19 protein-coding genes are annotated in these 23,132 nt (G+C 50.6%); 11 read left to right on the top strand and 8 right to left on the bottom strand.

The genetic code is table 11. The annotated features are described in order from the left end of the window. Positions 1–10: 10 nt before the first annotated feature. Positions 11–670, bottom strand: coding sequence for an HAD-IIIA family hydrolase (locus tag ACO0LN_RS01480; RefSeq protein ID WP_422970633.1), 660 nt, complete (start codon positions 668–670; stop codon positions 11–13). A 101-nt stretch (positions 671–771) separates the two neighbouring features. Next, complete coding sequence (locus tag ACO0LN_RS01475; RefSeq protein ID WP_422970632.1) at positions 772–1,779, bottom strand: RluA family pseudouridine synthase; 1,008 nt, start codon at positions 1,777–1,779, stop codon at positions 772–774. A 639-nt stretch (positions 1,780–2,418) separates the two neighbouring features. On the opposite strand from ACO0LN_RS01475, the gene ACO0LN_RS01470 reads away from it, so the two are divergent. From ACO0LN_RS01470 to ACO0LN_RS01425, 10 genes are all read left to right on the top strand, one after another. Then, entirely contained in the window at positions 2,419–5,436 is a 3,018-nt protein-coding gene (locus ACO0LN_RS01470) for an Rne/Rng family ribonuclease (RefSeq protein ID WP_422970631.1), read from the top strand. A 148-nt stretch (positions 5,437–5,584) separates the two neighbouring features. Further along, positions 5,585–6,892, top strand: coding sequence for a chromate efflux transporter (gene chrA, locus ACO0LN_RS01465; RefSeq protein WP_422970630.1), 1,308 nt, complete (start codon positions 5,585–5,587; stop codon positions 6,890–6,892). Between the two features lie 84 nt (positions 6,893–6,976). Next, entirely contained in the window at positions 6,977–8,104 is a 1,128-nt protein-coding gene (gene moaA / locus ACO0LN_RS01460) for a GTP 3',8-cyclase MoaA (RefSeq protein ID WP_422970629.1), read from the top strand. Positions 8,105–8,147: 43 nt separating this feature from the next. After that, entirely contained in the window at positions 8,148–8,771 is a 624-nt protein-coding gene (gene mobA, locus ACO0LN_RS01455; RefSeq protein WP_422970628.1) for a molybdenum cofactor guanylyltransferase MobA, read from the top strand. A 1-nt stretch (position 8,772) separates the two neighbouring features. Continuing rightward, a complete protein-coding gene (gene glp, locus ACO0LN_RS01450; protein ID WP_422970627.1) occupies positions 8,773–10,074 on the top strand; it encodes a gephyrin-like molybdotransferase Glp in 1,302 nt (433 codons plus the stop codon). Positions 10,075–10,182: 108 nt separating this feature from the next. Beyond that, positions 10,183–11,025 carry a peptidylprolyl isomerase gene (locus tag ACO0LN_RS01445; protein WP_422970626.1) on the top strand — a complete coding sequence of 281 codons (843 nt, stop codon included), beginning with the start codon at positions 10,183–10,185 and terminating at the stop codon, positions 11,023–11,025. Between the two features lie 88 nt (positions 11,026–11,113). Beyond that, positions 11,114–11,479: a ComEA family DNA-binding protein gene (locus ACO0LN_RS01440; protein ID WP_422970625.1), complete on the top strand. Its 366-nt coding sequence runs from the start codon at positions 11,114–11,116 to the stop codon at positions 11,477–11,479. Between the two features lie 159 nt (positions 11,480–11,638). Continuing rightward, the gene (locus tag ACO0LN_RS01435; protein ID WP_422970624.1) at positions 11,639–12,847 is read left to right on the top strand and encodes a hypothetical protein; all 1,209 of its coding nucleotides are present in this window, start codon (positions 11,639–11,641) and stop codon (positions 12,845–12,847) included. 9 nt (positions 12,848–12,856) lie between these two features. Continuing rightward, positions 12,857–13,285 (top strand): hypothetical protein, encoded by a 429-nt coding sequence (locus ACO0LN_RS01430; protein WP_422970623.1) that lies wholly within the window; start codon positions 12,857–12,859, stop codon positions 13,283–13,285. Between the two features lie 11 nt (positions 13,286–13,296). Further along, on the top strand, positions 13,297–14,949 hold the full coding sequence (locus ACO0LN_RS01425) for a diguanylate cyclase domain-containing protein (RefSeq protein ID WP_422970622.1): 1,653 nt from the start codon (positions 13,297–13,299) through the stop codon (positions 14,947–14,949). Here the strand turns inward: ACO0LN_RS01425 and ACO0LN_RS01420 are convergent. Further along, positions 14,925–15,986 carry a questin oxidase family protein gene (locus ACO0LN_RS01420; protein WP_422970621.1) on the bottom strand — a complete coding sequence of 354 codons (1,062 nt, stop codon included), beginning with the start codon at positions 15,984–15,986 and terminating at the stop codon, positions 14,925–14,927. The genes ACO0LN_RS01425 and ACO0LN_RS01420 overlap by 25 nt on opposite strands. A gap of 91 nt (positions 15,987–16,077) precedes the next feature. On the opposite strand from ACO0LN_RS01420, the gene soxR reads away from it, so the two are divergent. After that, positions 16,078–16,548: a redox-sensitive transcriptional activator SoxR gene (gene soxR / locus ACO0LN_RS01415; RefSeq protein ID WP_422970620.1), complete on the top strand. Its 471-nt coding sequence runs from the start codon at positions 16,078–16,080 to the stop codon at positions 16,546–16,548. Between the two features lie 16 nt (positions 16,549–16,564). On the opposite strand, the gene ACO0LN_RS01410 is transcribed toward soxR, so the two are convergent. The 5 genes from ACO0LN_RS01410 to ACO0LN_RS01390 all read right to left on the bottom strand — a co-directional run bounded on the left by ACO0LN_RS01410 (position 16,565) and on the right by ACO0LN_RS01390 (position 23,073). Beyond that, complete coding sequence (locus ACO0LN_RS01410; RefSeq protein ID WP_422970619.1) at positions 16,565–18,043, bottom strand: DNA recombination protein RmuC; 1,479 nt, start codon at positions 18,041–18,043, stop codon at positions 16,565–16,567. Positions 18,044–18,086: 43 nt separating this feature from the next. After that, positions 18,087–18,500, bottom strand: a complete 414-nt coding sequence (locus ACO0LN_RS01405) for a group II truncated hemoglobin (RefSeq protein ID WP_422970618.1) — start codon at positions 18,498–18,500, stop codon at positions 18,087–18,089. Positions 18,501–18,534: 34 nt separating this feature from the next. Beyond that, positions 18,535–19,167: a glutathione transferase gene (yfcF, locus tag ACO0LN_RS01400; protein WP_422970617.1), complete on the bottom strand. Its 633-nt coding sequence runs from the start codon at positions 19,165–19,167 to the stop codon at positions 18,535–18,537. 38 nt (positions 19,168–19,205) lie between these two features. Further along, a complete protein-coding gene (locus ACO0LN_RS01395) occupies positions 19,206–21,704 on the bottom strand; it encodes an ABC transporter permease (RefSeq protein WP_422970616.1) in 2,499 nt (832 codons plus the stop codon). A gap of 115 nt (positions 21,705–21,819) precedes the next feature. Continuing rightward, the gene (locus ACO0LN_RS01390; protein ID WP_422970615.1) at positions 21,820–23,073 is read right to left on the bottom strand and encodes a cystathionine gamma-synthase family protein; all 1,254 of its coding nucleotides are present in this window, start codon (positions 23,071–23,073) and stop codon (positions 21,820–21,822) included. Between the last annotated feature and the right edge of the window lie 59 nt (positions 23,074–23,132).

The raw sequence follows: 23,132 nt of genomic DNA, 5'->3' as shown, positions 1-23,132 counted from the left end.
ACCAATGTGATCAGGCGTTTTCACGCAGCCATTCATGCAACTGCGCCACATCTTTTGCAGAAAACAGAGGCTGCATGTTTTGCAGGGCCAGTACATCATGTGCGCCATACTCAACCGCGATCGCTGCGGCACCAGCATTATTGGCCATCTGTAAATCATGGGTGGTGTCACCTATCATGACAGTGCGGCGCATATCCTGACCCAGTTCACGCGTCAATTCTTGCAACATGGCAGGGTGCGGCTTGGAAAATGTCTCGTCGGAACAACGAGTCGCATCAAATAACGAGGTCAGCTTGGCTGTATGCAAGGCGCGGCTCAGGCCAACCCGGCTGGCACCAGTTGCCACTGCCAAAAAATAGCCCTCTTGTGCTAATTCGGCCAACATTTCCCTGACGCCCTTAAACAGGGGCAACTCGTGGTCCTTGGTCAGAAAGTGATGGCGGAAACGCTCAACCACCCTGGGATAGAGTTTTGGGTCTATTCCCGGCATGGCCACCTGTATTGCTTCAGGCAAGGCGAGGCCGATGACATAAGAAGCGATATCTTCTTTGGGAACCGGCAAACCAAGGTCTTTTGCTGCGGACTGCATGCATTTGACGATGGCAGCAGTGCTGTCCATCAAGGTTCCGTCCCAGTCAAATACAATTAAATCGAATTGCTTTTTTGCCATATATTCAATAAACGCGCATGCATGTGCATGCGCGACATGTTTCTCATCAATAACGGCATCATACCATTACTAAAGCATTAAGACTTTTCCTGACCGGATCACTAAGCCAGGCTTTTCAGGAAATCTTCACATTCTTTTGGCAAGCCTGCATTCACCGTCAAGGTCTTGCCCGTTTCTGGATGAACAAAGCTGATCTGGTGTGCATGCAGGAACATGCGTTTCAGTGCGCCACGCCCCTCGCCCGGCTTTAACAAAGCACGGTTTAAAGAAAAATCGCCATATTTGTCATCGCCAGCAATAGCAAAACCACTGGCAGACAGATGCACTCGGATTTGGTGGGTACGCCCGGTTTTCAGCTCAGCTTCGAGCAAGGCAAAATCGCGATATTTTTTTTGCAAAGTAAATACCGTATGCGAAGCCATGCCGTCCGCCTGCACCCGAACACGGCGCTCACCTTCAGCCGTTGTGTATTTATGCAAAGCCAGTTTGACATGCTGGCGGGCATTCTTCCAGTCGCCATGCACCAGGGTCAGGTAACGCTTGTCCGTACCACCATCACGCATTTGTTCATGCAAATTTGTTAATGCGCTGCGTTTTTTTGCCAGCAAGAGTATTCCTGAGGTTTCCCGGTCGAGCCTGTGCACCAGCTCCAGGAACTTGGCATCTGGCCTGGATGCGCGCAATTGCTCAATCACGCCATAACTGACACCAGAGCCACCATGTACTGCTACACCTGCCGGCTTATTAATAATCAATAAATGATTATCTTCAAACAAGATGGGAAATTCATGCTTGGGCACGACCTGTTCGCTGACTTCTGCCATGCGGATTGGCGGGATACGGACAACATCGCCTTCCACCAGGCGGTACAACTGGTCTATGCGGCCTTTATTGACACGCACCTCGCCGGACCGTAACACCCGGTAAACATGGCTTTTTGGCACGCCTTTACAAATACGCAGCAAGAAATTATCGATGCGCTGACCCGCCTCTTCTTCCGAGATCGTGAGCATCTGAACTTTGGGTTGGGAGGCCGAAGGCTGCTGAGGGGGAGTCTTTTCCATCTGAATTTGATGTGCTCCCCTATTAATTGTCGCTAAGTCCTTCATTTTGAATATATAATCATTTTCGCTTCAGCATTTTGTGCTTTAGCAGTGTAAGAGGAATAAACGCCTATTTTACACAGGGGCATGTCCATAAGCCTCGCCTGTTTGCAAATTTGATGGAAAAGATGTGTATGCAGCGTCATTTGCAGGTCAAGGTAGCAGCCAATTGTTGTTATCGGGCATAGACAAATGAAGTTGGATCAGAGAGTTTGAATTGTAAGGATATTAGTCTGGCAAGAGGCGCGGGTTTAAATATGAATCTGTGAGCTTGCTGGTTGATGGTTGAGGTAATAGGGTCGATTCCGCCAGACACAACACAATAAGATGGTCTGGCACCAAAGTTGCGCATCGCCTGGCGTTGGACTTGCTTGTTCAATCAATAAGCAAGTCAGTCAACGCGGGGGACATGTGCACTCGAACTTGATTTATCTTGATTGTCCGCGCCCAACGCAAAACAGATGGCAGTATCGCCATATCATCAGCTCTATTTGGCTTTTCATGGCCATATAGACTCCGCCCTGTTTTGTTTCAGGCATTTCCCTCCCCCTCAAACACTCCGTTCCCGCGTACATCCCGTATCAGCACAGTTGCCCCTTCAATGGATGGCAACACAAGATGACCAACAGGTCACGGAGTAAAAACATGAAACGTATGCTGTTCAACGCGACGCAGCAAGAAGAGTTGCGCGTTGCCATTGTCAATGGGCAAAAACTCATTGACATTGATATCGAGACTGCCGGTCGCGAATTGCGCAAATCGAATATCTACAAAGGCGTGATCACTCGTATCGAGCCTTCCCTTGAAGCCTGTTTCGTCAACTACGGCGAAGAACGTCACGGTTTCCTCCCCTTCAAAGAAGTTGCCCGCACCTACTTTAAAGAGGGTGTTGATGTACGCAATGCTTCTATTAAAGAGGCGCTGCGTGAAGGCCAGGAAATCATGGTCCAGGTTGAAAAAGAAGAACGTGGCAACAAGGGCGCAGCCCTGACCTCGTTCATCTCCCTGGCTGGCCGCTATCTGGTATTGATGCCTAACAACCCACGTGGTGGTGGTGTTTCCCGCCGCGTTGAAGGTGAAGATCGCCAGGAATTGCGCGAAACCATGGACAAACTGGACTTGCCCGGCGGCATGTCTGTGATTGCCCGCACTGCTGGCATAGGCCGCAATGTTGATGAATTGCAATGGGATCTGAATTACCTGATGCAACTCTGGCGTGCGATTGAAGGCGCTGGCAAATCTTCTCCTGGCGCCTTCCTGATTTATCAAGAATCTTCGCTGGTCATCCGCGCCATCCGCGATTATTTCCAGCCTGACATTGGTGAAATCCTCATCGATACCGATGAAATCTACGAACAGGCTCAGCAATTCATGAGCCACGTGATGCCAGACATGGTGCATCGCGTTAAACGTTATAGCGATGATGTCCCGCTGTTCTCACGTTTCCAGATCGAACACCAGATCGAAACTGCGTATTCCCGCACAGTACCTCTGCCATCTGGGGGCGCGATCGTTATTGATCATACGGAAGCCCTGGTATCTGTGGACGTCAATTCGGCCCGTTCCACCCGTGGTGGCGATATCGAGACAACCGCATTCAATACCAATCTAGAAGCAGCTGAAGAAGTAGCCCGTCAATTGCGCTTGCGTGACTTGGGTGGTTTGATCGTGATCGATTTTATCGACATGGAAAACGCCAAGAACCAGCGCGAAGTTGAAACCCGCCTCAAAGATGCCCTGCGCTATGACCGCGCACGTGTACAGATGGGCAAGATCTCCCGCTTTGGCCTGATGGAATTGTCACGCCAGCGTCTGCGCCCTTCGCTGTCCGAAGGCAGTCATGTGACTTGCCCACGCTGCAACGGCACTGGCCATATCCGTGATACAGAATCTTCTGCCCTGCAAGTCCTGCGTATTATCCAGGAAGAGGCCATGAAGGAAAACTCAGCAGCGATCCACGTACAGGTACCTGTCGATGTTGCTGCATTCCTGCTGAATGAAAAACGTGGTGAAATCCTGAAGATAGAAACGCGCCATCGCGTGACTGTCATCCTGATCCCGAACAAACATCTGGAAACCCCGCATTACAAGCTGGATCGTCTGAAAACAGATGACCCACGCCTCGAAGACCACCACGCCAGCTATGCCATGGCTGAACAGGCTGATACCGACATCGGCTATAGCAAACGTCAGAAAGAAGACGTCAAGCCACGTCAGGAAGCCGTAGTCAAGAGCATCACACCTGAAACTGCACCTATCGTTGAACGCAAAGAAGCGGCACCAGTGGTTGTTGCGCCAGTTGCAGCCCCGGCAGAACCTGGCTTCTTTGGCAAACTGTTTGGCTTCCTGTTCGGCAAATCCGAGCCAGCAGCGCAGGTAGAAGCACCAAAACCAGCAGAAGAAAAATCAGCTGAGCGTGACCGCAATACACGTGGTCCGCGCAATGGCAATAGCAACAGCCAGCGCAACCGCAATCGCCGCAACCGTGACCGTGACGAACGCGAAGACCGTCCGGTGAAGACAGATAAGGCAGAAAAAGCTGAAAGACCAGAGCAGGAAACAGCCAAACCGGTAGCAGCGGAAAATCCACGCCCACCAAAAGCACCTAAGCCACCACGTGAAGAACGTGAATCCCAGGAAACCCGCCGCGAACGTCAACAGCGTCAACGCGACGAACGTAAGGAAAACCAGGCTCAGGACAGCAAGGAAGAACCTATCCACAAGCATGTAGATCCAGTGCCTGTTGATGTCATGCCTGCTGCACCACAGCTGGAAGCACTGGAGTCCGGTGCAGAAAACGACAATAGCGAGCAAGGCGAAGAGCGCCGTCGCCGTCGCCGTCGTGGTGGCCGCAACCGTAACCGCCGCGACCGTGATGGTAACGAGCAAGTCAATGAGCAAGGCGAATTGCCAATTGATGGCAGCGAAGCAATCGACGCCAATACTGGCAATGATGTAGCCGCGGTGAACACAGTGGCCACGCCTGCAGTTGCAACGCCAGCAGCGCCTGACAACACGGTAAACCCTGTTGCTGAAGCCATCCAGCCTGCGAGCTTTACCGAAACGGTGAGTGCAGCAGCATCTGCGCCAACTCCAGTGACAGGCGCGCCGGTTTATGTGGCTGATGCAGTAGTTGATACAGCTGTTACACCTGCGGCACCTGCTATTACGTCTCCCGTAGCAGTTGTTACACCGCAAGAAGTCATCAGCGCACCAGCAGTTGCTGCCGCCGCTGAAATTCATGAAGCCCCTGTAGTGACTGCTCCAGCAGAAGCAAGCACAGCTGCTGCTCCTGTAGCGGCAACTGCACCTGTAGTCATCACTGCTGAGCCAGCACCAGCTCCTGAGGCAAGCATCTCTGCTCCAGCGGAAGTCATTCCTCAAGCTGCAGCGGTTGAAGTAGCGCCAGCTCAGGTAGTTGCCGCACCGGCAGTCAATACGCCAGCAGCAAAACCGCTGGATGCAACCATGCCTTTGGAATCCTTGCATAGCATGCTTAAAGATGCCGGACTGGAATTGGCCAGCACCGACCCTGTGAAGCTGCAAGCAGCCAAAGCAGAAGCAGAAAAACTGGTTGCACCGGCACGTATTCCTCGCGAACGCAAACCACTGCCAGTTGTTGCGGATGAACCATTGGTGATGGTGGAAACACGTCACTCATGATATGAGCAAATGACCAGTAGCAATTCTTTTGTACGGGTTTAAGAAAAAACCGGCTTTCTTTTTGATTGCCGGTTTTTTTATGAGCTACATTCGATAAATGGTCATTACTGGCAGATTATTCGTTCGCAAGATATAGAAAGTATTACCCTTGCCTGATCACGAAATCTCACTGAAAGCTGCGTTCCTGTACTGGCTCAAGCTGGGATTCATCAGCTTTGGTGGACCAGCAGGGCAAATTGCATTGATGCATGCAGAACTTGTGGAAAAGCGTCGCTGGATATCTGAAGCACGTTTTTTACATGCCTTGAATTACTGCATGCTCTTGCCTGGGCCTGAGGCGACGCAGTTGGCCATTTACATAGGCTGGCTCATGCACAAGACCAGGGGCGGCATCATGGCTGGACTGCTCTTTGTCTTACCAGGACTTTTGATATTGATCCTGCTATCCTGGATATATATGGCTGCTGGTGACAATACTGCAGTCCAAGCAATCATGAGTGGCATCAAGCCTGCCGTAGTCGCGATAGTTTTGGCTGCCGCCTGGCGCATCGCGCAGCGTACCTTGAAGACCAGTGTATTGATTGCCTTTGCGATGGCAGCCTTTGTTGCCATCGCCTGGTTGCATCTACCCTTTCCTCTCGTGATCATAGCGGCTGCATGTACCGGCGTGTTATTTCGCAAACACTGCAATCCCATAAAATCAACCCATGATCACACTACACATCCGCATCTGCCGGCCATCATTGATGACGACACACCCACACCCGTGCACGCCCGCTTTTCCTGGTTAAAACTACTCGTCACCTTAAGCCTGGGCGTACTGTTAGCTATCGCAATGTGGCTGTTGCTGGCATTCAGTTTTGGCCTGCCTCATCCCTTGACTGATATGGCCAGTTTTTTTACCAAGGCTGCCATGTTCAGTTTTGGCGGTGCCTATGCAGTGTTGCCTTATATGATGCAGGCAGCAGTTGAGCAATATCATTGGTTGAGCACCGCACAAATGATGGATGGCCTGGCACTGGGTGAAACCACGCCAGGCCCCTTGATCATGATAGTTGCTTTTGTTGGTTTTATTGGCGGCTGGAGCCAGGCATTTTTAGGAGGAGATCATCTATTATTGGCGGCAAGTCTGGCAGCCAGCATTGCCTGTTTTTTTACTTTTCTGCCTTCTTTTATTTTCATTCTGGCAGGTGGCCCACTGGTTGAATCCAGCCGGAATAATTTGCATTTGAATGCGCCTCTGAATGCCATTTCAGCAGCAGTAGTTGGCGTCATAACCAGCCTGGCCTGGTTATTTGCCAGCCATGTCTTTTTCAAAGATGCGGCAAGCCTGGATATTCAAGCCATCATACTCACTGTTCTTGCCAGTATTGCAGTTTTCAAATTCAAGCTATCCACCGTCAAGCTGCTGGCAGCTTGCGCCTGTGCGGGATACATTCTATCTCTGTTGGTTTAAATTCAATAAAAACCTGCACAATCACATGAGATTCCAAGTCGTGCTATTGTTCACTATTAAGCATAAAAATTACCAGCTCCAGCCATGACGGAAAAATTTATTCCGCTATCAGCACTAACACGCTTTCGCCCTGCATTGTCTGTTCCAGAAGTATTAACAACACCCGATGGTCAATTGCAGGATGCCTTGTCACGCCCCTTGCATGATCTGCGCATTTCCGTCACAGACCGCTGCAACTTCCGCTGTGTATATTGCATGCCCAAAGAGGTCTTCGATAAAGACTACCAGTACCTGCCGCATAAATCTCTGCTGAGTTTTGAAGAAATTACCCGTGTCGCCAGTATATTTGTTGCGCACGGAGTCAGGAAAATACGTCTGACCGGCGGTGAACCCCTATTGCGCAAGCATCTGGAGCGCCTGATAGAAATGCTGGCCAGGTTACGCACTGTCGATAGCAAGCCGCTTGATCTGACGCTGACAACCAATGGTTCATTACTGGCACGCAAGGCGCAAAGCTTGAAAGATGCAGGTCTGACGCGGGTGACGGTGTCACTGGACGCATTGGACAATGCCATTTTCCAGCGCATGAATGATGTCGATTTTTCGGTGAATGAAGTGCTGGAAGGCATAGCCGCAGCTGAAGCTGCCGGGCTAGGGCCAGTAAAGGTCAATATGGTCGTCAAGGCAGGCTTGAACGATCATGAAATCGTCTCCATGGCCCGATACTTCAAGGACAAGCCGCATATCCTCAGGTTCATAGAATATATGGACGTAGGAGCCTCCAACGGCTGGAAACTCGATGAAGTCATCCCTTCCTCGCAAGTCGTACAACGCATACAGGATGCGGGCATGCCCTTGCTTGCCCTGGATGCCAACTATACGGGTGAAACAGCCACACGCTGGCGTCATGCGAAAAGTCAGGATGGCCAGGGTGAACTGGGATTCATTTCCAGCGTAACCGGGGCTTTTTGCCGCGACTGCAGCAGGGCCAGACTCTCAACTGAAGGCAAGCTTTACACCTGTCTGTTTGCCAGCCACGGACATGATTTGCGCACCCTGTTGCGTGACCCTCAGCAACTGCCGGATCTGGCAATTGCGAATGTCATTGGCCGGATATGGCAACAACGCACTGACCGCTACTCCGAATTGCGCAGCCAGAATACTGCTGGCCAACAACGAAAGAAGATAGAAATGTCTTACATAGGTGGTTGATAACAGTATCATAAGTACTTTAGATTTCAGCAAGTCGATTTCCGTGCCAAATTCTAGCCTCACTCAGGACAGAAAACTCATCACCGGCCTGGTACTGGCAGGTGGTCGCGGCACGCGCATGGGTGAAATAGATAAAGGCTTGCAATGCCTGCACGACAAGCCCATGGCTGTACATGTACTGCAAAGACTGGCAGCACAAACGGCAACTGTCATCATCAGTGCCAACCAGAATCCTGACACCTATAAGGAGTTTGGCTTTCCAGTCCATGCGGATCATATGCAAGGTTTTGCTGGCCCGCTGGCGGGAATACAGACTGGCCTGTTACATTGCACTACACCCTATTTGCTTTGCGTGCCCTGCGATTCGCCATTTTTGCCAGCCGATCTGGCTGAGCGCCTGTCGTCTGCATTGCTGCACCACAATGCCGACCTGGCCGTGGCCACGACTTTGGAAAACCGCGACGGAATTTTGCAAAAACAAATTCATCCTGTGTTTGCACTCATGAAAACCGGCGTGTTGCCCAGATTGACAGCATATCTTGAGAATGGCGGACGCAAAATGCAAGCCTGGCATGCCTGCCTGCAAATAAGCGAAGTCTTGTTTGAGGATAATGCAGCATTCAGGAATATCAATACACTGGAAGAATTACAGGAACTTGAAAACTGATATGAATACCGTCCCAGGAGTAGCCAGCAAGCTGCAAGATATCACCGCAAGCATGTCTGATTACAATCCCAATGCCCTTACAGTCCAACAGGCGCAAGATATCATGCGTGCTTATGTCCAGCCCGTCTGCGGAATGGAAAAACTCACCGTAAGACAAGCCCTGGGGCGCGTATTGGCTGCTGACATCATTTCCCCCATTAACGTGCCAGCCCACGACAACTCTGCAATGGATGGCTATGCCTTGCGGGGCCAAGATATAGCAGACGACGAAGAACTGAAACTGAAGGTCACAGCTACTGTCCTGGCAGGCGCACAGTTTACCGGTACAGTCGGGCCCGGAGAATGTGTGCGCATCATGACAGGCGCGCTCATGCCTGCGGCTTGCGATACGGTAGTCCCGCAGGAATTCACGACAAAAATCAGCGATGAAGAAATCAGAATAAGCGCAGGCAGTTTGCGCGCAGGCGACAATCGCCGCCTCAAAGGTGAAGACTTGGCCATGGGCACAATCGCCCTGCACAAAGGCAAGATACTGACACCAGCCGACCTTGGCTTGCTTGCCTCCCTGGGCATGCCCGAAGTCAGCGTACAAAGACGGCTGCGGGTCGCCATATTTTCTACCGGTGATGAATTGCGCTCTTTGGGCGAAACACTGGAAAGCGGTTGTGTGTATGACAGTAATCGCTACACTCTGTATGGCATGCTGATGCGCATGGGTTGTGAGGTACTGGATATGGGCGTGGTGCAGGACAATCCCGACGCACTTGAAGCAGCGATGCGCAGCGCCTGTGAAAATGCCGATGCCATCATCACTTCAGGAGGTGTCTCTGTTGGCGATGCTGACCATACCCGTCAGTTGATGGACAGGATGGGCGAAGTTGCCTTCTGGAGCATCGCCATGCGACCTGGCCGTCCCATGGCTTTTGGCAAAATTGCGTCAGCAGGCAAAACTGCTTATCTGTTTGGCCTGCCGGGTAACCCGGTTGCCGTCATGGTTTCTTTTTATTTTTTTGCGCGCCAGGCTTTGCAGCAAATGGGCGGAGCAGAAATAACACCCTTACCCATATTCAGTGTCAAATCGAATGCAGACATACGCAAACGGCCAGGGCGCACAGAATACCAGCGCGGCATATTGTCAATACGCGCAGATAGCGAGCTTGGCGTCAGTATTACAGGTTCACAGGGATCCGGCATTTTGCGCTCCATGTCAGAAGCCAATTGCATGATTATTCTGCATGATGAACAAGGCAATATTGCAGCTGGCGAAAAGCTCAGCGTGCTTCCATTTGCAGGCCTTATCTAAGAAAACACAGTCACAATTGTATAGAAATCGTAACAGCTTCCAGCTTGACGATAAAAATAGGGATAAGCAAAGTAAAATACTGCCATTTACTTACTTTTGGAGAACAGTTTGAAAGCGACATCATGGCTCTTGGGTGCCTGTGCATCTATCGTATTACTTAGCGGCTGCGGCGGTTCCAAGTCAGATACGGCTGCCGTCGTACCATCCGTGACAAAAGTCACAACGGATCAGGTCGTTTATCGCAAGGTAACCAACTTTACGATTACTGGCCAAAATCTGGACAAGGGCTATAACGCCAGCATCCCCGCCTGCCTGACCATTACAGAATTGCCAGGTGGCACGGCTACCCAGCGCGTATTGTCCTGCAAACTGGTTGGCGTTGGCTCAACGACTTACTCCATTACGGCGGCAAATGGCACGACACTGTTCTCAGGCCTGGTCAACCTGACACTGGCTGCACAGCCACAAGTCACGATGACAACCAGCATGGGCACGATAGTCATCGAGCTCAATCCTGGAAGAGCACCTGTTACTGTCGATAATTTCCTGAACTATGTCGAAAATGGCTTTTATGTAAATAAAATTTTCCACCGCGTCATCAAGAGCGCTATCGTTCAGGGCGGCGGCTTCACATCTGATTTGCAGCAACCGACAACACTGCCAGCCATCAAACTGGAAACGCCAAATGGTTTGAGCAATCTGCGCGGCACTATTGCCATGGCGCGTACCAGTGATGCAAACTCTGCAACAGCACAGTTTTACCTGAATGCAGCCGACAATACCGGTTTTGACGGGCTGACAGCAGGCACTGGTTATGCAGTATTTGGCAAAATTGTGACTGGTCTGGATATCATGGACAAGATCAATGTCGTGCCAACTACAACAGCTGGTGGCATGTCTGATGTACCTGTATCACCAGTCTTCATTAATTCGATGGTACAAACACAATAACATGCTATGCTGCACTCAGCAGCGCTCATGAACTTTGTAAAAAACAGGAGCCTCGTGCTCCTGTTTCACTTTTTGGGATGGAGTAAAGATGAAAAAACAATGGCAGGCAATTTTGTTGGCGACCACGCTGACAACCATGGCTATCGGCAGCGTTTCTGCCGCCGACGCATCCAAGAAAGCATCAGCTAGCGCTGCTGTTGCGGCAACGTCAGCATCTGCGGCTGCATCGGCTCCAGCATCGGCCAAAACCGAACTTCTGGATTTGAACAGCGCGACAAAAAAAGAATTGGCAACCTTGCCTAAAATTGGCGATGTACGCTCAGATGCGATTATCAAGGGGCGTCCTTACAAAGGTAAGGATGAATTGCTTAGCAAAAAAATATTAACCGAAGATGCTTATAACGGTATAAAAGATTTGGTGATTGCCAAACAAAAACCTGCCGAGAAAAAATAATCATGTAGTGCCATGCAGTGTCTGTAAAATCTGTTCACAGACACTGCATAAATTAGCACTCAATAGCACTGAACAGCTTGCCTTTGATCGTCTAGCACTTTGCCGTGACAGTGAGGTTCTATGTCAAGCAGGTTTTTACATCTTATCCCATGCATCAGCATGCTCAGCCTGGCAACACAGGTGCATGCTGCAGATGACAGCAAGCCATTTACCATCAGTGGTTTTGGCACACTGGGTGTCGTTCATAGTAACACCCGCAATGTAGATATCGTCAGGGATCTGACGCAGAATGACGGCGTTGGTTACACCAGACAAACTGATTTTGGCATGGACTCCAATTTCGGCCTCCAGCTCAACAAGAGCATCAGTGACAATATCGACACAGCCCTGCAAGTTGTCAGCCGCAGATCTGCAAACAAATTCCAGCCTGAAGTCACCTGGGCATATGCCCGCTATGTACCCAACGACAATCTGCAATTGCGTGCAGGCCGCCTTGGATTTGATGTCTATCCGCTGGCCGATTCACGCAATGTAGGTTATACCTATCAATGGGTAAGACCTCCCATTGATTTCTTTGGCAGCCTGATCATTTCCTATTTCGATGGCGGTGACATGGTGCTCTCTACACCATTGGGTAGCGGCATATTGCGAGCCAAAGTCTTTGCAGGTGTCGCCAGGGAAAAAACTTTAACAGGCAGCCCGGATGAATTCTTGTCCCTGAACCGTTCGCGCCTGCTCGGCGGACATCTTGAATACCAGACTTCAAACTGGATATATCGTCTGGGCTACAGCGAGCTTACATTCAAAAATGAGTTCCCGCCTCTGCAGCCATTGCTGGACAGCCTGCGTTCACCTTACCTGAACACCTTTATTCCCAGCGCAGCCGGTCTGGCGAATGAGCTGTCACTGACTAACAAAAAATTCACTTATCTGTCGGCAGGTATTGCCTATGACGAGGGACCCTTGCAAGCTCAGCTCATGCTCAATCAACTGAGCTCGGCATCCCTGTTCTTCCCCACCAACAGGGCCGCCTACCTGACTGTCGGCTATCGCATCGATCAATGGACACCTTACTTTACTTACTCGGCATCAAGGCCCGTTAACAAGAGCACTGCCAGTCGCCTGCCGCTGGGCGTTAACCCCGATATCGATATGCTGGCGGTAGCCTTCAATGACGCGATCAGTAATCAATACAATCGCCAGACCACTTTTTCTCTCGGGGTGCGTTATGACCTGACGGAGAAAAGCAATGTGAAATTGCAAGTAGACAACATCAAGACCGATGACTATTTTTTGGTCAGGAATAATCAGCCCGGATGGAATGGCAAAGCCAGGCTGATCAGCATTGCCTACAATTTCATTTTTTAAGAGAAAATGATGAAAGTTCTTTACCATCTTCTCTTGTGTCTTGGTTTCTGGGGCTGCTGTCATGCAGCACAGGCAGACCTGGTGGTGATTGCCAATCCACAAAGTGGAATAGAAAAATTGAGCAAGGATGAAGTCATCAACCTGTATATGGGCAGAAACCGCAAGCTGGCATCTGGCATGAATGCCATGCCGCTGGACATGACGGCAGCCAACACCGAAAAAGCGAAGTTTTATGCATTGCTGGTCAATAAAAACCTGCCTGAAATCAATTCCTATTGGGCGAGGTTGATGTTTTCCGGCCAGGGCTCGCCACCCATGCAGGTAGAATCTGCGGATGAGGTAATGGATATCGTCAGCAGCAACAAGGCGGCCATAGGCTATATAGAACGCAAGAAGCTGGACAAGCGGGTCCGAATGATCTATGACCCCACACAATAAGTGATTCCTGCATGTTAAGACTACTACGTACCAGCATCGTTTATCGCAGCGCATTCATTGTGCTTGGTATTGCCCTGCTTGTAGGTATATTTTTCGCACTGCTCAGCTATCATTTCTCTGCACAATCTGAACAGGAACAGGCCCGCCAGCGCATGCAGGCATCGTTGAGCACGGTTGAAAATACCGCCAGCATAGCTTGCTTTGTACTGGATCAGAATCTGGCAGCAGAGCTCGCACGCGGCTTATTAAAGAATGGCGATATCAGCCGGGTGCAAATCATTTCAGAAGGTAAAGTCCTTGCCCAGGCTGGCAAGAAACCGGTCAAAGGCAGCGATCAATCCGCGCTTGCCATACTGCCCGGTATCAGCCCATCCAATCAACTGGTGCATGAAGTTTATTCTCCGTTCAACCCAAAAGAAAAAGTCTGTGAAATTCACCTGGACCCCAACATTGATTTCATCAGGGACCAGAGCACAGCCAAGGCGCGCTTCATCGTCTATCTCTTGTTATTGCAGGCGCTGGCCATGGCTTCTGCAGTGGTGTATGTCGTACTGACCATGATTACCAGGCCGATTAAAAATATATCAGACCGCCTGCATACCCTGGCACCAGAATCCGGTGACAAGCTGGGCCTGCCAGATGGCAATGAAAAAGACGAAATCGGTCAGTTGGTACGCGACGTCAACACCCTGGTCGCCAGCCTGCTCAAGACACTCAATGAAGAACGGACCCTGCGCATGCAGCATGCAATAGGTGAGAAAAAATTCCAGACCATTTTTGAAAATGCAGAAACCGGCATCTTCCAGCTCAATTTTTCTGGTGAACTGCTCTCTTACAACCCCGCCTTCCTGCGCATGTTCAGTCTTGACGATCACGGCGGCAAAGACATTATTGCGAATGCCCTGACTTCATTGCTGGAAGGCCAGGAATTACGCTTGCACCTGATGATAGATGCGGCCATCAATGAAGCCAGGATCATGTCTGACGACTTTTACATACAACTGGCAAGTTCAAGCAGCAAGAAGTGGATCAATCTCGTCATCAGCCCGGCCGAAGACGGCATACTGCAAGGCCTGGTAAATGACATTACTGAACGCAAATCGCAGGAAGAAAGTGCCAATCAACTGGCGGTGACCGATCATTTAACTGGGATCAACAACCGCCTGGGCTTTGAAAAAGAAATCAGCCGCCTGTCCAGGGAATATGCCAATGGCAATGCGCAGGGCTTTTTCCTGCTCATGATAGATCTGGACAAATTCAAACACGTCAATGACAGCCACGGCCATACGGTTGGTGATCAGGTACTCGTACACTTTTCACGCCTGGTCAGCAATACGGTCAGAAGATCAGATTTCATTGCCCGCCTCGGCGGCGATGAATTCATCATCCTGTTAAAAGACCTGACACATCCGGAAAAAGCAGAAGAAATCGCTCAAAAAATCATTACCCTGTCCAGCCAGCCTATCGTCATCAACGAAACACTATGTGTGCAAATCGGTGCCAGCATAGGGATCAGTTATACTGGCCCAAATGAATTTGATGCAAATGAGTTACTCAATCAAGCCGATGCCGCCATGTATGAAGTCAAACGCAGTGGTAAAAATGCCTACCGTGTTGTCCATCTTGATAGTGGCAAGCATCAACAGGCAAATGATACTATTTGATCTTCCAGCATTTCCATCACCACCATCTGGTAAAGCAGATTGGGCTGCAAGCTGATTTCCAGGGCGCAGGTATAAGTCAGCTTAATCACATGGTCGTCATTGCTTTCTATTGCCCTATCAAACAAATCCGACCAGGAGCAGAGTTGTCGATGTTTTGCGCGCATACGGCTTTCAAACACAGAATCAGACACGAGCATTGGTGCGCTAACAGAGACGTAAGCTGCGCATAGCGCTACCCATAAATCTTGCAGGCTGCTGAACAGTGTTTTTTGATCGAAATAAGGCAAGACCTGCCTTGCCGCATTGACACCTGTGACTATGTGCAAGATCGTAAAGTCCCTGGTTTGCCCATAGGCCGAAATCGCCCAGAGCGCCAGTTCATCCAGCAAATTTTCAGTGACAGGCATGCCCGGCAAATTTTGCAAAAATTGTTCATCATTGACGACTGCCCGCATTTTCTCTGCAATCATCCTGCCTGGATAGGTTTTTCCTCTCATGCCTTGCGATAACTGATAAAAACCAGATGTAACCGAGCTGGCTGGTGGTTGCGCATTGATATCGATGCTGATATCAAAGTTCGCGGCAACCAATGCAGCGAGACCGGCAGATATTTCCCCATCATGCTCAGCTTGCAAACCATAAGCCAGTCTTATCAGTGCATGAAAGGCTGTCGTTGCAGGAGCGAATGGGACACGGGCCAATACATCCCTGATGACTTCACCTTTTCCTCGCTCAGCAATGCGTGTGGCAAAACAGAATTGCAGGTCAGCAAAATTGTCTCTCTTGCCAAGATAAGCCTGAAAATCTTCATACCTGATCGCTACAGCGGGAGCCAAGGCTGGCAAGGCATAAGTATCGCGCCAATGTGCAAAGAATTCCTGCAAACGTCTGTCACTCGCCCCCATGCCGGCAAATGCACACAAGGCCATGGGGCAGTGATTGGTGGTTCCCTTGCCATTCAGGGCGAACTCCCTGTTTTTGTCCAGCAAGTCCTTAAGAATCACGTTGCTGCACATCGCTGTTGTTGAAGCGCTCATTTGCACTCTCCATCGGTAGTTGATGTGTTGTAGTATGAAAGTTAAAGTTAACTTGAAGTCAAATACTTTTTTTATGTATTGAGGTGAAATGATGGCTGATACAAACAATACAAATCTGATCAGCATAGGTGAACTTGCCAAACGATCAGGCATCGCGGCCAGTGCTTTGCGCTTTTATGAAAGCCGTGGTTTGATTACCAGCGTGCGCAATCCTGCGCAGCGACGCCAGTTTCCACGTGAGGTATTGCGTCGCGTTGCCTTTATCAAGGCCGCACAAACTGCAGGGCTGACACTGGAAGAAATAGAAAGTAGTCTGGCCACCCTGCCCGGCCAGCGCACACCGACAAAGCAGGATTGGGAAAAACTATCAAGATCATGGCATACCATGATAGAAGAACGCATCAAGGCATTGACGGCCTTGCGTGACCAGTTAAGCTCCTGCATAGGCTGCGGCTGCCTGTCGCTCAAATCCTGCGCACTATACAATCCGCAAGACGTTGCCAATACCAAAGGTACTGGACCGCGTTATTTGATGGGTGATAAATCTTCTGACCTGGTTTGATCAGGACAAAGCATATTTATTCAGTATCTGCGTCACCTGCATCAATACTGGTGCCCAGCAGGCTTTGCGCAGTATCAGCGGGCAGAGCTTCAACGCTTTTGAGTTTGCGTGTCATTTGCCGGGTTCTGACTTCTGCCTGATCGATATTTTTTGCTGCTTTTTCCAGCGCGACTTTGGTAGCGGTCAATACATCAGCAAATTTGCCAAACTCTGTCTTGACTGCTCCGAGTACCTGCCAGACCTCGGATGAGCGCTGCTCCAGCACCAGACTGCGGAAACCCATTTGCAAGCTGTTCAGCAAGGCTGACAAAGTAGATGGGCCAGAAATGGAGACACGGCAAGTGCGCTGCAATTCATCAGCCAGGCCAGGTCTGCGCATGACTTCAGCATACAAGCCCTCAGTCGGCAGAAACAGGATGGCGAAATCTGTCGTCAGTGGTGGTGACAGGTATTTCTCAGAAATGGTTTTGGCCTCCAGACGTATCGCCCGCTCCAGTTCTTTGCCTGCCTGTGCCACCCCTTCTGCATCGGCACGTTCGGCTGCATCGATCAGGCGCTCATACTGTTCTTTGGGGAATTTCGCATCGATGGGCATCCATACCGGCGCCCTGTTTTCTTCCTTGCCTGGCAGCTTGATGGCGAATTCGACGCGCTCGCCTGAGCCTGGGATGGTCTCTACATTCTTGGCATATTGATCTGGCGTCAGCATTTGTTCCAGCACCATTTCCAGCTGCACTTCGCCCCAGGTGCCACGGGTTTTCACATTCGTCAACACGCGTTTGAGGTCACCGACACCTATCGCGAGCTGTTGCATCTCGCCCAGGCCCTGATGCACTTTTTCTAGACGGTCAGAGACCAGCTTGAATGACTCTCCAAGTCGCTGTTCCAGCGTCGCATGCAGTTTTTCATCGACAGTCTTGCGCATTTCTTCGAGCTTGCCTGCATTGTCTGCCTGCAATTGCTGAATCTTTTGCTCCAGCGTTGCGCGTATTTCATTCATGCGCTGGGCATTTGATTCTGTCAATGCAAGCAAAGTTTGATTCAGGCTGTCACCAAAGCGCTTCAGGCTTTGACCTTGCTCGTCACGGGCGACCTGTCCTTGCAGGATGAAAGCCTGCCTGAATTGCTCCAGTTGCTGGGCATTGGTTTCATTGAGTTTCACCAGTTGCTGGGAGAATGCATCTATCTGGTTATTTTGCAGCGTTGCCACGCTGGTCAACTGGGCGGCCAGGTTTTGCTGTAACTGACCAAAGCTGCCAGCCAGTTCCTGGCGGCCAGTCTGGGCTGTCAATTGCACCTGCTCTCTCAATGCTCGCTCACTGCGTTCCTGCGTCATTTGTGACTGCAATGATTGTTGTTGAGTCTGGCGCAGTTGCTCCTGTATGGCGAGTATGCCACTTGCATCCTGCGTGCCAGACTTACGCAGTAAAAGCAAAATATTCAGGACAACGGCCAGCGCAGCCAGCAAAAGTATCAGTACCTCAAACAGGCTCATAGAAAAATATTCAGGTGAAAAAGGGGATTTCAAACTGCGAAGCTTAACCGGGACGGTTACGCATCCAGTCAGCGGTCTGATAAAACGATTGCATCAAGTGCTGCTGCAAATCTTCACTGACGCCGACATCCTGCATGGCCCAGGCCATACAGCGCAGCCATTGATCACGTTCGCTGCTGGCGATGGCATAAGGCAGGTGACGCGCACGCAGGCGTGGATGACCAAACTGCTCTATATAAAGGTTAGGGCCGCCCATCCAGCCAGACAAGAACCAGAACAACTTGTCGCGTGATCCATCCATGGGAGTGGGATGCAGTGCACGTATGCCAGCAAATTCTGGCTCAAGTTCCATCAAGTCATAAAAGCGATCGACCATTTCACGCAGTTTTTCTGCACCACCCAACAATTCATATAAATTGACTTGGGATTCTTCATTATTTTCAACTTCAGTATTCATGTCATCGCTAATTTAAAACCGCTCTTAAAACCATTCAGAGTGCTGGCCTTGCCTGATTCACCCACAATTGCACTGCAGGTCTTTGCCATTGCTGAGCTGCGAACCTCGCCAACTTTTCAGGCACCTGATCGCCATGCAGGGCCAGACGGTTAATCATCAAGGCGAGATCAAGATCGGCGACAGACCAGTCACCGAAGAGGTTTCCAGCATTATCTGGTATCAATGATTCGCCCACCAGGAACAATTGCGCCGCTGCTGCTTTGGCAGCATCAGACAGGGGTTCCAGCTTCTTGCCATAGAAGATGACCTGGGTATTACGCTCTACCCGTATAGGCATCAGGGCACTGCGTATCCAGGCCTGTACCTGCCTTGCCCTGGCGCGAGCGTGCGTGTCTTTGGGATAAACTGCGTGCTGTGGAAATACTTCTTCCAGATATTCAGTGATCGCTGAAGATTCAGACAATGCAAAACCATTGTGCACCAGCGTAGGCACACGCTGCGTAAGGGACGTGGCGGCATAATCTGGTGCATGCTGGGCATCTGCTTCCAGATCTACTGTCAACAACTCAAAGTCCAGGCCTTTTTCATGCAGGGCGACGAAGACCGACATCGCATACGGGCTGGTAAATTGTGAATCTACATACAGTTTGATGTCTTGTTTTTGCAAGATATGTCCTTTTAAATTAATTCAGTAGCGCGCTGCTATCAAACCTCACGCAGGCTTTGCAGAGGCGGCTGATTCAGGACATTGCGCAAACCCAGCCAGCCGCCTACCACGGCGCAAGTAGCACCAACAACCAAGCCTGCCAACCAGACCAGCGGCGAGAAAGTCCATTCAAAATTGAAACTGAAGCGTGCCAGTGCCCAACCTATGGCTGATGCACCAGAAGCTGCCAATACTCCAGACAAGCCACCTATCAGCAAGAATTCTATCCACTGTGCCTGCGAGAGTTGCTTGCGGGTTGCACCGAGTGCGCGCAAGAGTGCTGCTTCACGCATGCGTACATCTTGCGAGCCCGCCAGCGCTGCGTATAACACCAGCACACCAGAAGCAAGCGTGAACAGGAACAGGAATTCGACAGCCGTAATCACCTGATCCAGCACATCCTGCATTTGCTTGATCATGGCACCAACATCCACCACGGTCAGGTTAGGGAAGTCACGCATGAAGCGGTTGACGAAATTTTTATCTGTTTCAGGTAAACGGAAAGCCGTGATCCAGGTCTGTGGCATATCGACCATGGCTTTAGGGTTGATGATGACAAAGAAGTTCACCCGCATAGAACCCCAGTCCAGCTTGCGCAGGCTGGTGATGGTCGAAGTCACCTGTTGACCTGCGACATCAAAAGTCATCTTGTCACCCAGCTTGAGCTTCAGGGTCTTGGCTATTCCCTCTTCCACTGAAGCCTCAGCCTCGGTTGCGTTGCCATCATCATACCAGCGACCGGCGGTGATTTTATTCAGTGCAGGCATATCAGCCATGGTCGATAAATTGAATTCGCGATCCACCATGCGCTTGGCCTGGTCTTCTGCATAAGTGTCACCAGTAACAGGCTTGTCATTCAAGGCGATCAAGCGGCCGCGTATCATGGGATACAACAAGGGCTTGCCAAAGGCATCAAGTTGTTTGGCAATATCTGTTTTTTGATCTGGCTGTATATTGATGACAAACTGATTTGGTGCATCTGCTGGCGTGGCTTTTTTCCACGCAGTGATGAGGTCACCACGCACGACAGTCAACAATAGCAAGGCCATCAAACCCAGGGCCAGCGAGACGACTTGTACGATAGTCGCGCCAGGCCGTCTTTGCAGAGCAGTAATGGCAAAACGCCAGGCAGAATGCGCAAATAAGGTACGCATGCGCTTGAGAGCGAACATACCCAGCCATGCCACCAGCGCGAACACCAGCAAACCAAGCAGAAAACCTGCCGCCGTCATCAGGCCCAGCTTGATATCAGCTGTTTGCCACAGCAACAAGGCCACGAACATGCCAAGGCCGCAGGCATACGTCACCAGTGTCATGGCCTTGGGCGCATCTTGCTCGCGGCGTATGACGCGGTTATGTGGAACATTACGCAATTGCAAAATCGGTGGCAAGGCAAAGCCTACCAGCAGCAGCAAGCCAGTGGCGATGCCCTGCACCGCAGGCAAGAAATTCGCATCTGGCAAATCCTTGGCGACCAGCCTGCCCAACCATTCGAGCAAGACATAATGGCCTGCATAACCCAGCAACACACCAGCGATACTGCCCAGCAAACCCAGGATCAGGAATTCAATCAGATACATGGACATGACCTGGTTTTGTGTCAAACCCAGGCAACGCAACATGGCGCAGGCATCCAGATGACGCAGCATGAAACGGCGCGCTGCCATGGCGATGGCAACTGCGGCCAGCATGGCTGACAACAGACTCACCAGCGACAGGAATTGATCTGCCCTGTCCAGCGTGGCGCGCATTTCTGGCCTGCCAGATTCCAGCGATTCCAGGCGTATGCCTTTGAGTTTTTCACTTTCTATCTTGCCCTGCAATTCTTTTTGATAGGCAGCGATCAATTTGGCATCGCCCGCCATGAGCAAACGATAAGTTACGCGCGACCCGTTTTGTATCAGCTTGCTAGCGGGTATGTCCGCTAGCGATATCATGGCACGTGGCGCAAAATTCATGAAACCTGCACCACGGTCGGGTTCCGTACCTATAGTCTGGGTCACCGTCAATTGCAGCTCACCCAGCTTGATTTTTTGGCCTACATTCAAATTCAGGGCTGACAGCAAGGCTGGATCTACCCAGACTGTGCCTGATTGAGGGACGACATCGGTGGTAACTTCTGTTTCACCTTTGTTCAGCTTCAGCTTGCCACGTAAAGGGTAATCGGCACTCACGGCTTTTAACGAGACCAGGCGGGATATCGCTTCATCGCCCTCGCCTGCCAAAGCCATGCTGGGGAAGACCAGAGTTTCTGCCGTCCTGAAACCGCGTTTTTCTGCTTCTTGTCGCCACTCTGGCTTGATAGGCTGATCAGCCGCGACCAGCAAGTCAGCGCCTAGCAACTGGTGCGCATCGCGGTTGAGGCCACTGCGCATCCTGTCGGTAAAAAAACCGACCGAGGCCAGGGAGGCCACGGCGATCATCAAGGCAATCAGCAAAAAGCGCAGCTCACCAGCACGCCAGTCACGCATAGTCATACTGAGAGAGAGTTTGAACATAATTACCTTGCCAATACAGAAATTAAAATCGAATACACGCCAAATGCAGCACTATCTGACACCTCTGACAGTAGTGCTACAAAACAGGCCTTAGTTCAAAACTTGCGTTATCTTTTTACTCAGATACCAAGGCATTCGCAAAATCAGCCAACAAATCCTGGGTATCTTCTATGCCGACAGAAACGCGTATCAAAGAGTCCGCTATCCCCATCTCGGCACGACGTTCTGCCCCCATCTCAAAGAAAATGGTGTGTGCAACCGGAATAACAAGGGTGCGGGTATCCCCAAGATGCGTTGCGTTGATCGCCAGCTTCAGGCGATTCAGGTAATCAAAGCAATCAATCTCTGGTTTTAACTCAAAACTGAACAAGGCACCATAGGCCGCAAACAACTCAGTTGCCAGGGCATGCTGTGGATGATCTGACAAGCCAGGATAATGCACCGCTGCGACACGCGGGTCGGCAGCCAGCATTTTTGCCAGAGCCATCGCATTGGTACATTCCCTGTCCATACGCAGGGCAATGGTTTCTGCACCTACGGCAACCTGATGTGCAGCTTCTGGCGACAGCGAGGCACCAAAATCACGCAAAGCCTTGGCCCTGATTTGTGCCAGACCCTGCACTTGTGCAGGCTGTTTGCGGAAGTTGGCGGCAATATTTGGAAATTCGCTCCAGTCGAACAAGCCAGTATCCGTCAAGGCACCACCCAGTACATTGCCATGTCCAGCGATGGACTTGGTAAGCGAATTGATCACGAGACCTGCATGTACAGCCTTGGGCTGGAACAGATAAGGCGAAGTCATCGTGTTATCGACTACAAACAGGATGCCTTTTTCACGACATAGCTCACCTATTTTTTTCAAATCAGCTATTTGCGTACGTGGATTGGCGATGGTCTCGACGAACACCATGCGGGTTGCTGATTTCAGTGCTGCTACAACATGGCTGACATCGGTGGCATCTACCAGTGACACATCGACACCCTGCCCGCCCACGGTTTGCCACAGGCTGTTGGTATTACCAAACAAGAATGAAGACGACACGACATGATCACCCTTGCGCAACAATGCCTGGAACACCGCACCTATAGCAGCCATGCCGGTCGCAAATGCAATAGTCGCCAGCCCGCCTTCCATCTTGCTGATTTTTTCTTCCAGCGCAGAGACGGTTGGATTGCCCTGGCGACCATAGCGGTAGCCAGATTGTTTATTCTGGAACACAGCTGCCAGATCACGCGCATCGCTGTAGCCATACATGACCGAGGTATGAATAGGCTTATGAACAGAGCCGTGCTCTATCTCTTTTTGTCTGTCGCTGTGCAGAATGGTGGTGGTGAAACCGTATTTGGGTGATTGAGGTGTCGTGCTCATAGTGCCGGAAATAAGAATAGAAAATAAAAAGCGAGTTCTGGGAGTTTAACCCAGAACTC

It is taken from the genome of Undibacterium sp. TC9W (assembly GCF_049339865.1).
In the GTDB taxonomy this organism is placed as follows: Bacteria; Pseudomonadota; Gammaproteobacteria; order Burkholderiales; family Burkholderiaceae_D; genus Undibacterium.
This window is presented reverse-complemented; position numbering and strand designations above follow the sequence as displayed.